This is a genomic window from Caulobacter segnis (assembly GCF_019931575.1).
GTDB classification, from domain to species: domain Bacteria; phylum Pseudomonadota; class Alphaproteobacteria; order Caulobacterales; family Caulobacteraceae; genus Caulobacter; species Caulobacter segnis_C.
The window spans coordinates 495,572-510,331 of record NZ_CP082923.1; the positions used below are offsets into that span (position 1 = coordinate 495,572).

Sequence of the window (14,760 nt, forward strand, 5' to 3'; positions counted from 1 at the left end):
TGTTCCTCGGGCCTAGGACAGGGCGTTCAGCTCGGCCACGAAGTCGTAGGCGTCGCCTCGGTAGTAGGATTGGGTCACTTCCACCGCCCGGCCGTCCTTCAGGAAGCCGCGCCGCTCGATCAGCAGCCCGGCGTCCTTGACCGGAACGCCCAGGAGGTCGGCCTGTTCGGCGGCGAACAGCACCGCCCGCAGCCGCTGCAGGGCCCGCACCGGCCGGTGGCCGGTCGCTTCAAGCGCCTCGTACAGCGACGTGCCGACCACCTCGGTGGAGGGCAGGGCGAAGGCGGCGATCGTGGTGTACTCCACCGCCATCGGCGCGCCGTCGGCGTAGCGGATGCGGGCGAAGCGGAAGACCGAGGTCCCTGGCGACAGGCCCAGGGTCAGCGACTCCTCCGGAGTCACCTGGCCCTCGCTGCGGCTGATCCACTCGCTGCGCGGCGTGCGTCCGCGCGAGATCATGTCCTCGGTGAAGGACGAGAGCTTGGAGAAGCTCTTCTCGACCCGCGCGGCGACGAAGGTCCCCGCGCCCTGACGGCGCGTCAGCAGGCCCTCGCTGACCAGGCCGTCCAGCGCCTTGCGCACCGTGATGCGCGAGATGCTGAACTCGTCGGCCAGGTCCCGCTCGGCGGGCAGGGCGTCGTCCGGCGCCAGCACCTTCTTCTGGATCGCCTCGCGCAGCGCGCGCTGCAATTGCTTGTAGAGCGGGGCGTGATCATCGACGGCGTCGAGCCGCCCAATCCGTTCAGCAAACGTCATTTCACAGCCCTCCCCGTCCAAGTCCGTGGCGCCCTGCGCCTGCTTCGATAGCATATGACCATTTTCATACCAATAAGAACATGGTCTGCAATTGGTTTCTTTTTGGCCTTGTCATCCGCAAAATTTCCGTCACAGTCGCCTTCCGAGGCCTGAGAAGCGCCACTTTTCGGGATCGCTCCGAAAAGATTGGTACCAGATTGGTCTTTGGGGTTCGGCTCGCGTCCGAAGCGACCGAGCAAATGGGGAGAAGTGAACTATGAAGAAGTTCCATAAGTCCGTCTTGGCCGCATCCGCCAGCGTCATGGCCGTCATGATCGCCGCGCCGGCCCTGGCCCAGGACAGCAACAACGTCGAGGAAGTGGTCGTCACCGGCATCCGCGCCTCGCTGCTGCAATCCATCGAATCCAAGCGCCGCGCCGACGCCATCGTCGATGTCGTCACCGCCGAGGACGTTGGCAAGTTTCCGAGCACCAACGTCGCCGAAGCCCTGACGATCGTTCCCGGCGTCACCGTCGACCGCGCCTTCGGTCAAGGCGAGAAGGTCAGCATCCTCGGCACCGACCCGGCGCTGAACCGCACCCTGCTCAACGGCCAGACCGTCGCCTCGGCCGACTGGTTCATCCTCGACTCTCCGGGCCGCACCTTCAACTACGCCCTTCTGGCTCCGCAGATCGTCGGCAAGGTCGACGTCTACAAGTCGCCCGAAGCGCGCATCGACGAAGGCAGCATCGGCGGCACCGTCATCGTCAACACCCGCAAGCCTCTGGACCTCAAGTCGGGCCTGATCGCCGGCGCGGTGAGCTATCTGTACAACGACCGCTCCAAGAAGGGCGACGCCCAAGGCTCGCTGCTGGTCAGCTGGAAGAATCCCGACCAGACCTTCGGCGCCAGCTTCTCGGTCCAGCGCGCCGAGGACCAGCTGCGCCGCGACGGCGTCGAGAGCTACGGCACCATCGCCGCCAACCAGTGGGCGGGCGGCAATCCGGACAATCCGGTCGACTCGCGGACCCGTGGCTGCACGGGCTCGTGCGCCACGACCCTGACCAGCAACCTGACGGCCCGCAGCCCGAACGCGTTCGGCGCCTCGTACTTCGAGCAGGACCGCGTCCGCACCACCTACACCACGGCCCTCCAGTACAAGCCGACCGAACAGCTCTCGTTCGAGTTCAATTGGATGAAGATCAAGGCCGACTACGACAACACCAACCAGTCGATGTACGCCTTCCAGGGCAACACCTGGAACAGCCTGGGCGCCCTGACCGACCTGACGGTCAAGGACGGCGTGGTCACCAAGGCTTCGTTCAACAACGCGCTGAGCGTGCTGGACGTGCAGTACCGCGAAGCCGAGCTGAACTCCGACACCTACCATCTGAAGGGTGGCTACAAGGGCGACGGCTGGGACCTGAACGGCGAGATCGGCAAGTCCACCGCCGATGGCGGCACCAAGCGCCAGGTGTTCCTCGAGTTCCTGAACTGGGCCAACTACACCGTCGACATCAGCGGCGCGCCCAAGAGCGCGGGCAGCCTGACCTACACCACCAACGTGATGGGCAACCCGGCCGCCTTCGCAACCGATCCGGGCTGGAGCGGCAACCTGGTCTCCAAGCCGACCTCCGACGAGGAGAAGTACGCCCAGATCGACCTGGGCAAGGACTTCGACGGCGTCATCCAGCGCGTCCAGGTCGGCTACAAGCGTCGTGAGCACGAGACCGGCCAGCAATACGCCGGCATCGCCATCACCGGCGTCGCCGCCCCGGCCTCGCTGTTCAGCGCCACGCAAGTTCCCGGCAACTATCTGAAGGGCTTCGACGGCGTCGGCGACCAGATGAAGAACCGCTTCCGGATCAGCGGCCAGTCGATGGTCGACTATGTCCAGAGCGGCAAGTGGCTGGCGGCGGGCGCTTCCATGCCCAAGCCCTCGATCTTCGCCGCCGCCGAGTTCACGGCCGGCAACTGGAACATCCAGGAGAACATCGACGCCGCCTACGCCCAGGCCAGCTTCAAGGCCGACAACATCCGCGGCAATTTCGGCGTCCGCTACGTGAAGACCTCGGTCAACAGCGCTGGCTATGTCTGCAAGCCCGGCGCGGCCTGCAACGCCGCCGCCGACTGGACCTGGCAGGTGACCAAGAAGAGCTACGACAACGTCCTGCCCAGCGTGAACATCATCGTCGACGCGCGCGAGGACCTGGTGTTCCGCTTCGCGGCCGCCCAGGTGATCGCCCGCCCGAACTACGCCGACATGACCAACTACTTCTGGCTGTCGGACGGCATCCTGACCGGCGGCGGCGGCAACCCGAACCTGGAGCCCTACAAGTCGAGCAACGTCAACGCCTCGGCCGAGTGGTACTTCCAGCCCCAGGCCATCCTGTCGGCCGAGCTGTTCTACAAGGACATCTCCAACTACATCCTGCAGCGCACGCAGCCGGAATCGTACTTCAACCAGTCGCAGGGCAAGGTCACGACCTATCAGATCAGCCGTCCGTTCAACGCGGGTTCGGCCGAGGTGAAGGGTCTGGCGGTCGCCTACCAGCAGAACTTCGCTCACGGCTTCGGCCTGCTGGCCAACTACACCTACGCCGACGCCTCGGGCCAGGGCGGCGCGCCGCTGCCCTACAGCTCGAAGAACCAGGTCAATCTCAGCCCCTTCTACGAAGCCGGCCCGTTCTCGGCCCGGGCGACCTTCACTTGGCGGTCGAAGTACTTCACCGGCGTGGATCGCGGCGACGACATGTTCGTCCGCGCCTCCAAGACCCTGGACGCCACCGTCGGCTACGCGGTGAACCAGAACATCACGCTGTCGGTCTCGGGACAGAACCTGCTGGACAGCGAGTACTACGCCTACGCCAACACGACCTCGCTGCCGCGCGGCGTCTACCGCACGGGCCGCAAGCTGCAGGCCACGCTGAACGTCAGCTTCTAGCGATGTCGGCGGCGGAGGTCCCGGATGCTTCCGGGACCTCCGACCACGGCGCGATTGATCCAACCCCTCCTGACTGCAAGCATGGAGCTAGGGCGGGACGGCTCGGCTGTCCCGCCCGCTTTTTGCCGCCTATCTCTTCGCGAGGCCGCGTGACCAAGACCCGCATCATCGCCGTCTCGGCGTTCGCCCTTGCCCTCGGCCTTGGAGCCGCCGCGCTCGCGACGGGCGCCGTGGCCGACGGCCTCACCATCACCCCCGCGCCGGCCAAGGCCGTCGCCGCCGAGGGGACTTTCAAGCTTTCCGCCGCGACCCGCATCGTCGTCGCCAAGGGCGATGTCGAGGCCAAGGGCGTGGCGTTTCAGCTGGCCGAGCTGATCCAGCGCTCGCGCGGCTTCCGTCCCGCCGTGGTCGAAGGCCCTCCGACCGCCGGCGCCATCGTCCTGACCCGCGAGGGGCCGGCCGGCGAGGCCTACAGGCTCGACATCTCACCCGCCGGCGTGACCATCGCCGCGGCCCAGCGCGCGGGCCTGTTCTATGGCGCGATGTCGCTGTGGCAACTGGCGACGCCCGACGCCGCCCAGGGGCCGGTCGCCCTTCCCGCCGCCGCGATCGAGGACGCTCCGCGGTTCGCCTGGCGCGGCCTGATGGTCGACAGCGCCCGCCACTTTCAGTCGCTCGACACGCTGAAGGCGGTCATCGACACGATGGCGGCGCACAAGATGAACACCTTCCACTGGCACCTGGTCGACGACCAGGGCTGGCGGCTGGAGATCAGGAAGTATCCGAAACTGACCCAGGTCGCCGGCTGGCGGCATGATCCGGGCGCGGCCGCGAAGGATCCCAAGTACGGCGGGTTCTATACCCAGGACCAGGCCCGCGAGCTGGTCGCCTACGCCGCCGCCCGCAACATCACCGTGGTGCCCGAGATCGAGACCCCGGGCCATGCCCTGGCGCCGATCGTGGCCTATCCGGCGCTGGGCGTGGCCGCGCCGGACGCCAGCAAGATGGGCGACTGGGGGGTCTTCCCCTGGCTCTACAACACCGACGACGCGACCTTCGCCTTCCTCGACGACGTGCTGAGCGAGGTGATGGATATCTTCCCGTCGCCCTTCATCCACGTGGGCGGCGACGAGGCCATAAAGGATCAGTGGAAGGCCAGTCCGAAGATCCAGGCCAAGATCAAGGACCTGGGCCTCAAGGACGAGCACGAACTGCAGAGCTGGTTCATCCAGCGAGTCGGCAAGAGCCTCGACAAGCGCGGCCGCCGCCTGATCGGCTGGGACGAGATCCTGGAAGGGGGCCTGGCGCCCAACGCCACGGTCATGTCCTGGCGCGGGATCGACGGCGCCGTCGCCGCCGCCAAGGCCGGCCACGACACGGTGCTGTCGCCGCATCCGACCCTCTATCTGGACCATCGCCAGAGCGCCTCGTGGGAGGAGCCGACCGGGCGCGGCCTGATCATCACGCTGAAGGACGTCTACGCCTTCGACCCGGCCCCGGCCCAGTTGAGCTCCGACGAGCGCAAGCACATCCTCGGGGTCCAGGCCAATGTCTGGACCGAGCACATGCAGACCGACACCCGCATGCAGCAGATGGCCTTCCCGCGCGCCATCGCCCTGGCCGAACGGGCCTGGACGCGAGAGGAGGACATCAGCTGGGACGACTTCGCCCGCCGGCTGCCGGCCGAGATGGCGCGGCTGAAGGTGCTGGGCGTCACCGCCGACACCGTGCCGTTCGAGCCCAGCCCGACGCTGTCGGAAGGCGAGGGGGGCAAGACCAGCTTGGCCCTGGCCGCGCCGCTGGCCGTGGGTCAGGTGCGCTACACCACCGACGGCAAGGCGCCGACGGCGGCCTCGACCGCCTATGCCGGCGCCCTGGCCCTGCCGGCGGGAACGACGGTCAAGGCCCGCACCTTCGTGGACGGCCAGGCCCTGGGGCGCGAGAAGACGGTGACGGTCGATCCGGCCGCGCTGCAGACCCGGGTCAGTGGCCAGCTGAAGCGCTGCACCAGCCATGTGCCGCTGCTGATGATCGACGACGCCCCGCGCGACTTCGACAGGCGGGCGATGTTCGACGTCGACATCTTCAATCCGTGCTGGATCTGGGAGGGGGCGGACCTCTCCAAGGGCGCGGTGATCAGCGCCCGGATCGGCCAGATCCCGTTCAATTTCCAGGTCGGCAAGGACCGCGACAACATCCCGCTGCGCGCCCCCGCCACGCCGGGCGGCGAACTGGAGGTGCGCCTGGGCTGCGCGGGCGAGCGCATCGCCGCCATCCCGCTGGGCGACGCGGCGAAAAATCCGGCCCTGTCGACGGTCGGCGGCCGCTTGCCCGCCAGACCGGGTAAGGTCGATCTTTGCTTCAGCTTCACGAGCAGGACGATCGATCCGTTCTGGGTTGTCGACCGGGTGACCGTGAAGCCCGCGAACTAGGTTCCGAGGAAGAGTATCCGCCGTGTCCAATCTCGTTCTCCGCTCGCCCCTCCAGGGCTGGGTAGCGCCGTTGGATGAGACGCCGGATGCGGTGTTTTCCGAGCGGATGCTGGGGGACGGGCTGGCGATCGATCCGTTGGGCTCGACGCTGCACGCGCCGTGCGACGCAGTGGTGGTGACGGTGCACCGGGCCCGGCACGCGGTGACCCTGCGGGCGGCCAACGGGGCCGAGATTCTGATGCATGTGGGGCTGGAGACGGTGGCCCTGGGCGGCGAGGGCTTCTCGGTGTTCGTGCGCGAGGGCCAGGCGGTGAAGGCCGGTGACAAGCTCTTGGGTTTCGACCTCGACCTTCTGGCCCAGCGGGCCAAGAGCCTGATCACCCCGGTGGTCATCACCAATCTGGACGCTTTCTCGATCGTGCGCCGCGACCAGGACCGGGCCATTTCGGTGGGCGACTTCCTGATGGAGCTGTCGCCGCTGGGCGGGGCGTCGGCGGTTGCTAGCCCGACGTCCACGACTGAGATTTCCCGCCAGGTGACCGTGCCGCTGGCGCATGGGATCCATGCGCGGCCGGCGGCGAAGATCGCCGAGACGGCCAAGGGGTTCGACGCCGAGATCGGGCTGGTGGCCGGCGCGCGCCGGGCCAGCGCCAGGAGCCCGGTGGGGGTGATGTCGCTGGCCATCCGCCATGGCGACGCCATTGACGTGGTGGCCTCGGGCGTGGACGCCGAGGCGGCGCTGCAAGCCATCGTCGGCCTGATCGAGGGCGGCATGGGCGAGGGGGCGCCGGTGGCGGCCCCGATGGCGGGCAAGGCCTCAGCACCGGCGGCCGTGATCGAATCCGCGCCCGTGACCCCGACGGAACTGCCCCGTGACGGGGTGCTGAAGGGGGTGCTGGCTGCGCCGGGGCTGGCGATCGGCAAGGCCGTGCGGCTGGCGTCCAGCGACATCGCCGTGCGCGAGGCGGGCGAGGGCGTGGCCCACGAGGAGGCGGCCCTGACCGCCGCCATCGCCAAGGTCCGCGCCAAGATCGAAACCAACGCCGCGAAAGGCGACAAGGCCCGCAAGGCGATCCTGGGGGCCCACCTGGCGTTTCTGGATGATCCTGAGCTCGCCGCTGGCGCGCGCCGGCTGATCGGCGAGGGCAAGAGCGCCGGCTTTGGCTGGCGATCGGCCGTCGGCGGCTATGTCGAGGCCCTGCGGGGTCTGGGCGACCGGCGCCTGGCCGAACGGGTCGACGACCTGATCGATCTGGAGCGCCAGGTGCTGCGCGCCCTTAGTGGCGAGGAGGACGACACGACGGTGCTGCCGCCGGGCGCGATCCTGCTGGCCGACGAGCTTTTGCCCTCGCAGCTGATGGGCGTGGATCCCGGCGTGGTGGCCGGCTTCGCCACCGCCCGTGGCGGCCCGACTTCGCACGTGGCGATCCTGGCCGCGGCCATGGGCATCCCGGCCCTGGTGGCCTTAGGGGGCGGGGTCTTGAGCGTCGAGGACGGCGCGGCCCTGATCCTGGACGCCGACAGCGGGACCCTGCGCGTGGCGCCCGACGCGCCGGCCCTGGAAGCGGCCCAGACGGCCCTGGCCCAGCGCCAGTCGCGCAAGGCCGCCGCCAAGGCCGCCGCCCACGAGCCCGCCATCACCCGGGACGGAACCCGCATCGAGGTGTTCGCCAACACCGGCTCGGTCAAGGACGCCGCGGCGGCGATCGAGAACGGGGCGGAAGGCTCGGGACTGCTGCGCACCGAATTCCTGTTCCTGGACCGCGAGACCCCGCCCGACGAGGACGAGCAGGCCCGCCAGTACCAGGCCATCGCCGACGCCCTGCAGGGGCGGCCGCTGATCATCCGCACGCTCGACGTCGGCGGCGACAAGGCCGCGCCCTACCTGCCGATCCCGGCCGAGGAGAACCCGGCGCTGGGCCTGCGCGGCGTGCGCGTCAGCCTGTGGCGGCCGCATCTCTTGAAGACCCAGCTGCGGGCCATCCTGCGGGTTAAACCGCCTCAAGGTCAAAAGAGGGGCCAATGCAAGATCATGGTCCCGATGGTCGCCAGCCTCGACGAGCTGCGCGCTGTGCGCGCGGTGCTGGAGGAGGCCAAACGCGAGCTGGGCGTCACGGACGCCGTCGCGCTGGGGGTGATGATCGAGACCCCGGCGGCGGCCGTCACCGCCGACCTGATCGCCGCCGAGGCCGATTTCCTGTCGATCGGCACCAACGACCTGACGCAATACGTGCTGGCCATGGACCGGGGTAACCCCGAACTGGCCGCCCGCATCGACGCCCTGCACCCGGCGGTGCTGCGGATGATCGACCTGACCTGTCGTGGAGCCGAGAAGCACGGCCGCTGGGTGGGGGTGTGCGGGGGGCTGGCCTCGGATGTGGCCGCCACCGCCATCCTGCTGGGCCTGGGCGTCACCGAGCTTTCGACCACGGCCAGCATCGCCCCCGAGGTGAAGGCCCAGGTGCGCTCGCTCAGCCTGGACGCCTGCCGTGCGCTCGCCCAGCAGGCCCTGCAACAGACATCGCCCGAGGCCGTGCGGGCCCTGGCCCAAGCCTTCACCAAGACCGGAGCCTGATCCCGATGAAGTCTCCGCTCGAGATCCTCCAGCCGCTGGGCCGGGCCCTGATGCTGCCGATCGCGGTGCTGCCGGTGGCGGGGCTGCTTCTGCGCCTGGGCCAGCCGGACCTCTTGAACATCGGCTTCATCGCCGCGGCCGGCGACGCGATCTTCTCCAACCTGGGTCTCCTCTTCGCCATCGGCGTGGCCGTGGGCCTGGCCCGCGAGAACAACGGCGCGGCGGGCCTGGCCGGGGTGGTCTGCTTCCTGATCGCCACCGAGGGGGCCAAGGCCCTGCTGCATGTCCCGGCCGAGACGACGGCGGGGCTGATCACCGCCCATGCGGATCTGGCCGGCGCGGCCTACAAGGCCAAGGCCCTGGCCAAGCTCAGCGTGCCGATCGGCATTCTCTCGGGCGTGATCGGCGGCCTGTTCTACAACCGCTTCTCAGGCTTCAAGCTGCCCGAGTACCTGGCCTTCTTCAGCGGCCGGCGCTTCGTGCCGATCGTCTCGGGCCTGGCGGGTCTCTTGATGGCCGTGCTGATCGGCTGGGGCTATGACGCCATCAACGGCGGCGTCGACGCCGCCAGCCGGGCCATCGTCGGCTCGGGCGAGCTGGGCCTGCTGGTCTACGGGTTCTTGAACCGCATCCTGATCGTCACCGGCCTGCACCACATCCTCAACAACATCGCCTGGTTCGTGGTGGGCGACTTCCATGGGGCCACCGGGGACCTGCGGCGCTTCTTCGCCGGCGACCCCAACGCCGGCGGCTTCATGAGCGGCTTCTTCCCGGTGATGATGTTTGGCCTGCCGGCCGCCTGCCTGGCCATGTACCACACCGCCCGGCCCGAGAAGCGCAAGGCCGTGGGCGGCATGCTGGTCTCCCTGGCCCTAACCTCGTTCCTGACCGGGGTGACCGAGCCGATCGAGTTCTCGTTCATGTTCCTGGCCCCGGCGCTCTACGCCGTGCACGCCATCCTGACGGGCGTGTCGATGGCCCTGATGAACGCCCTGCATGTGAAGCTGGGCTTCACCTTCTCGGCGGGGCTGTTCGACTATGTGCTCAACTTCGGCAAGGCGACCAATCCGCTCTGGCTGCTGCCGATCGGGGCGGTCTATGCGGGGGTCTATTACGGGCTCTTCCGGTTCTTCATCCAGACGCTGAACCTCAAGACCCCCGGCCGCGAGGACGACGACCTGGCCGCGCCGGCCATCGTCGCCACCGGCGGCGGGCGCGGGGCCGACTTCGTCCAGGCCCTGGGCGGGGCCGGCAACCTGACTTCCGTCGACGCCTGCACCACCCGCCTGCGCCTGATCGTCGCCGACCAGGCCGCCGTCAGCGAACCGGCGCTCAAGGCCCTCGGCGCGCGGGGGATCGTCAAGCCCTCCGACAAGGCGCTGCAAGTCGTCCTCGGCCCCATCGCCGACGCCGTCGCCGGCGAGATCCGCGCGGCCCTCAGCCAGGGAAATGCGGGCGGCCAGGCGGCCCGGCCCGCCGTCCAGCCAGCCAAGCCCGCGCCGTCCCAGCTCCCCACCGTCGAGGACGACCGCAAGGCCCAGGCCCTCCTCGCCGCCCTCGGCGGGGCGGGGAACCTCAAGGCCGTCGGAACCTGCTACAGCCGCCTGCGCGTCGTCGTCGCCGACCCCGCCGCCGTCGACGAGCAAGCCCTCCACGCCGCCGGCCTCCGAGGCCTCGTCCGCGTCGGCGACCACGCCCTCCACATCGTCCTCGGTCCCACAGCCGAACGCGTCGCAGAGGCGATCAACTGCATGATCTAGCGGAGCTTCCGTCCACGTTGAGAGGGCGATCAGTCGCAGGCCGAGCGGGGCGGCGAATAACCCACCCTTCATGTTTTCGCGCGACCCCTAGGGCCTGACGCCCCGGTTCCGAGGCGAAGACAGAAAGTCTGGAATGGCCGCAGAAATCGCCGAGACCGAGATCGCGACCCTGCGCGCGCGGCTCGACCGCATGACCCGCCTGGCCACGGCCCAGACGGCGCTGTCGGAAGCGGGCCTGGACCTCGACGCCTTCATGCAGGCCATCGTCGAGCACCTGGCCGAGCTGACCGGCGCCAAGGGGGCGATCGTCGAGCTGGTCGACGGCGGCGACCTCGTCTATCGCGCCGCGACGGACCGGGTCCTGATCGGCACGCGCCTGAAGCGCGACAACAGTTTCTCGGGCCTGTGCGTGGCCACCGCCGAGGTGCTGGTCTGCGCCGACGCCTTCGCCGACGACCGGGTCGACCGCGAGGCCTGCGTCCAGGTCGGGGTGGGCTCGATGATCTGCGCGCCGCTGATGCACGCGGCCGAGGCCCTGGGCGTGCTGAAGGTGTTCTCCGAGCACAAGGCCGCCTTCGCCGACGAGGACATCGAGATCCTGCGGGTCCTGGCCTCGATGCTGGGCGCGCAGATGTCGCGCCAGCTGGAGTTCCAGCACCGCGAGCGCCTGCTGGCCGAGAAGACCCAGGCCCTGGAATGCGCCGCCTGGGAGGCCCAGCAGCGCGCGGCCCAGGAGGAGCTGTTCGAGACGGCCTTCCACGATGCGCCGATCGGCATGGCCCTGGGCGATCTCGACGGGCGGATCGTCAAGGTCAACGGCGTCTTCTGCGACATCATCGGCTATTCGCCGGAAGAGGCGCGGACGCTGGACTTTCGCGCGGTTACGCATCCGGACGATCTTGAGTCCAGCCAGAGCTATATGAGCCAGCTGCTGGGCGGCGAGATCAAGCGCCACCAGGCCGAGAAGCGCTACATTCGCAAGGACGGCTCGGTGATCCGGGTGCAGCTGTCGGTGTCGCTGGCCCGGGGCGAGGACGGCCGCCCCAAGCACTTCATCGGCCAGATCCAGGACCTGACCGACCAGCGGGCCATCGAGAACCGCTATCGGCTGATGGCCGAGAACGCGACCGACATCATCGTCACCACCGACATGCAGGGGCTGGCGACCTTCGTCTCGCCGGCCTGCGAGGCGGTGACCGGCTATGCGCCCGAGGACATCCTGGGCCGCTCGTCTCTGCCGATCACCCACCCGGACGACGTCGAGCCGGTGCGCGACGCCTTCGGTCGCCTGATCGCCGGCCAGCCGATCGACCGGGTGCGCTGGCGCGTGCGCCACAAGCGCACCGGCGAATGGACCTGGCTGGAATCCAACCCGGTCCTGATCCGCGACGAGATCTCGGGCGCGCCGACCGGCTATCTGGACGTGCTGCGCGACGTCACCGCCCAGAAGGCCCAGGAGGACGCCCTGGCCCAGGCCCGCCTGGACGCCGAGGCCGCGACCCGCTCCAAGGCCGAGTTCCTGGCCAACATGTCCCACGAGCTGCGCACGCCGCTGAACAGCATTATCGGCTTCACCCGCCTGCTGACCGAGAGCCGGGGTCTCACCGCCGAGGACCAGCGGCGCGTCGAGCTGGTGCACGGCGCCGGCCAGGCGCTGCACGCCGTCATCGACAACGTGCTGGACTTCTCGAAACTGGAGGCCGCGGCGCTGGAGCTGCACGCCGCGCCCTTCGACCTGGCCGAGATGCTGCGCCAGGCGGTGGCCATGCTGGAGCCGCAGGCCGCGGCCAAGGATCTGCGCCTGCGCGCCATGATCGACGCCGATGCGCCGGCCAGCGTCGTCGGCGACGCCGGCCGCCTCCGCCAGGTGCTGCTGAACCTGCTGTCCAACGCCGTGAAGTTCACCGCCAGGGGCGGCGTCACCGCCAGCCTGACGCGGGTGGGCGGCGACGCGGCCGCGCCGCGCCTGCGGGTCGAGATCATCGACACGGGCGTGGGAATCGCCGAGGCCAAGCAGGCCGGCATCTTCAACCGTTTCGTCCAGGCCGGGTCGTCGGTCTCGGCCCACTACGGCGGCACGGGCCTGGGCCTAGCCATCTCGCATCAGCTGATCAGCCTGATGGGCGGCGAGATCGGGGTCGAGAGCCGTCCGGGCGCGGGCTCGACCTTCTGGTTCGAGCTGGCCCTGCCCGCCGCCGGATCGCGCTCCGGCGCCCAGGCCGCGCCGGCCGCCCAGCCGCCGCGCCTGTCGGGCCGTCGCATCCTGGTGGTCGACGACGTCGAACTGAATCGCGAACTGATGCTCGCCCTGCTCAGCAAGTATGGCTGCGAGGTCGGGCTGGCCGAGGACGGCGCCCAGGCCATCGAGGCCCTGCGCGCGGGCGCCTTCGAGCTGGTGCTGATGGACTGCCAGATGCCGGTCATGGACGGCTTCGCGGCCACCCAGACGATCCGCGCCTCGGGCGAGGCGTTCGCCGATATCCCGATCGTGGCCTTGACCGCCAGCGCCCAGCCCGAACACCTGGCCCGCTGCCAGGCGGCGGGCATGAACGCCCATCTGACCAAGCCCCTCAATCCCGGGGCGCTGGAGGCGGTGCTGGAGACGGTGTTCAGGGCCGCGCCAGCGCCGGCCAGCGCCGAACCGGAGCGCGACGCCGGCGAGGAGGCGCGCCGCTACCTGGTCGAGTCGATGGGCGCGGCCGCCGTTCGCTCGCTGCTGGCCATCCTGGTGGCCCAGATGGAGAACCGCTTCGCCCAGACCGACGCCCGCACCGTGCGCGAGGACGCCCACGCCCTGGCCGGTTCGTCGGGCATGATGGGCTTCCTGGAGCTGTCCAGGACCTGCCAAGCCCTGGAGGCCGCCATCGACGCCGGCGACGATCATCAGGCGGCCCTGGATTTGACGCGCGGCCTCGTCTCGCGAACCATCGGGGTCGCCCGGCGTTGGGAGGTGGAGCTCGCCGCCGTCGCCGTAGCGCCGCCGCGGCGACAAATGCTGCACTGAGGAGTTTGGTCCGTGCCCGCGTCCCATGCCGTGCTGGTGATCGATGACGACGCCATCGTGCGCCAGTTCGTCGAGCTGGTCCTGACCCAGGCCGGCTACAACGTCTCCTCGGTCGCGACCGGCGAGCTGGGCATCAAGGCCTTGCAGACGGCCCGCTGGGACCTGGTGCTGCTGGACATCAACATCCCCGACATGACCGGGCTGGATGTGCTGCGCCTGTTGCGCAAGTACCAGAAGGTCAAGGCGGCGGTGATGATGATGACCGCGCGGGGCGACCTCTCGACCGTGCGCGAAGCCATGGAGAGCGGGGCCGACGGCTACCTGGTCAAGCCGTTCGGGCCGAAGGACCTGCTCAAGCGGGTCGAGGCCATGCTGAACCCCGAGAAGTTCCGCGCCGTCCCCAAGGACCCCATGAAGGACGACGGTTACCCGCCTATTCAGCTGGACTGATCACCAGCTGAGATACAGCGCCTCGGACACCGTCTCCACCGGGCCGTTCAGGACCTTGGCGACGGCGGAATAGCCGCTGACCAGGGACAGCCTGCGCCTATAGAGCGCCGGCGGAACCTCCGCGCGATACACCGTCTGGCCCCGCCGGCCGTCGAACGACAGGGCCCAGCGCACGTCGCGCCGGTTCAGCTGGTCCAGCGCTGCGAACAGGGCCGCCTCGTCGATGCCGCCGATATAGCGCTGGTAGGTCCCGGCATAGGGTGGGTCCAGATAGACGAAGTCGCCGGCCCGGGTCTCGGCCAGGGCCTCGCGATAGTCGCGGGCGGCGAACGCCACGCCCTGGATCCGCGCCGACCAAGCCTGGACGGCCTTGGCGAAGCGCGCGGGCAGCATGCCGCGTCGCGACAGGTGGAACGAGTTGTTGAAGTCGCCGTCCTGGCTGAAGCGGACGATGCCGTTGACGCAGGTGCGCATCAGGAAGTTCAGGTCGGCGGGGCGCTTGTCGGCGTTGAAGCGCTCGCGCACCGCGTAGAAATAGCCCGGCCCGTCGTCCCGCAGCCGCCGCCACTGCTCGGCGTAGTCGGCGACCAGATGGTCCGGCTCGGCCTGGACCATGCGCCAGAAGCCGATCAGCGGGGCGTAGAGGTCGCTGGCCGCCGCGCCTCCGCCGGCCAGGTGATAGAGCACCGCGCCGCCGCCCAGGAATGGCTCGACATAGCGCGCGTGCGGCGGCGCCAGGCGCGCGATCTCTGCCGCCTGGCTGCGCTTGCTGCCGGTCCACTTCAGGATCGAGGGGACCGCGCCGGCGGCCGGGCGCCTTTCCTTCATGGCGCGGCCTCGATCGGCGCTTCCTTGCAATT

9 protein-coding genes are annotated in these 14,760 nt (G+C 69.4%); 6 read left to right on the forward strand and 3 right to left on the reverse strand.

The window, feature by feature from the left end; all coding sequences use genetic code 11:
- Positions 1-12 precede the first annotated feature (12 nt).
- Entirely contained in the window at positions 13-756 is a 744-nt protein-coding gene (locus tag K8940_RS02285) for a GntR family transcriptional regulator (protein WP_223392933.1), read from the reverse strand.
- Between the two features lie 64 nt (positions 757-820).
- A complete protein-coding gene (locus K8940_RS02290) occupies positions 821-889 on the reverse strand; it encodes a hypothetical protein (protein ID WP_223395741.1) in 69 nt (22 codons plus the stop codon).
- Between the two features lie 123 nt (positions 890-1,012).
- Between K8940_RS02290 and K8940_RS02295 the strand changes: the two genes are divergently transcribed.
- The 6 genes from K8940_RS02295 (at position 1,013) to K8940_RS02320 (ending at position 13,900) form a co-directional block, all read left to right on the forward strand.
- On the forward strand, positions 1,013-3,679 hold the full coding sequence (locus tag K8940_RS02295; protein WP_223392934.1) for a TonB-dependent receptor: 2,667 nt from the start codon (positions 1,013-1,015) through the stop codon (positions 3,677-3,679).
- A 149-nt stretch (positions 3,680-3,828) separates the two neighbouring features.
- Entirely contained in the window at positions 3,829-6,111 is a 2,283-nt protein-coding gene (locus K8940_RS02300; protein WP_223392935.1) for a beta-N-acetylhexosaminidase, read from the forward strand.
- A gap of 22 nt (positions 6,112-6,133) precedes the next feature.
- Positions 6,134-8,686 (forward strand): phosphoenolpyruvate--protein phosphotransferase, encoded by a 2,553-nt coding sequence (gene ptsP, locus K8940_RS02305; RefSeq protein ID WP_223392936.1) that lies wholly within the window; start codon positions 6,134-6,136, stop codon positions 8,684-8,686.
- A gap of 5 nt (positions 8,687-8,691) precedes the next feature.
- On the forward strand, positions 8,692-10,446 hold the full coding sequence (gene nagE / locus K8940_RS02310; protein ID WP_223392937.1) for an N-acetylglucosamine-specific PTS transporter subunit IIBC: 1,755 nt from the start codon (positions 8,692-8,694) through the stop codon (positions 10,444-10,446).
- A 133-nt stretch (positions 10,447-10,579) separates the two neighbouring features.
- Positions 10,580-13,450, forward strand: a complete 2,871-nt coding sequence (locus K8940_RS02315) for a PAS domain S-box protein (RefSeq protein ID WP_223392938.1) — start codon at positions 10,580-10,582, stop codon at positions 13,448-13,450.
- Positions 13,451-13,462: 12 nt separating this feature from the next.
- On the forward strand, positions 13,463-13,900 hold the full coding sequence (locus K8940_RS02320) for a response regulator transcription factor (RefSeq protein WP_223392939.1): 438 nt from the start codon (positions 13,463-13,465) through the stop codon (positions 13,898-13,900).
- On the opposite strand, the gene K8940_RS02325 is transcribed toward K8940_RS02320, so the two are convergent.
- The gene (locus K8940_RS02325) at positions 13,901-14,728 is read right to left on the reverse strand and encodes a DNA adenine methylase (RefSeq protein ID WP_223392940.1); all 828 of its coding nucleotides are present in this window, start codon (positions 14,726-14,728) and stop codon (positions 13,901-13,903) included.
- Between the last annotated feature and the right edge of the window lie 32 nt (positions 14,729-14,760).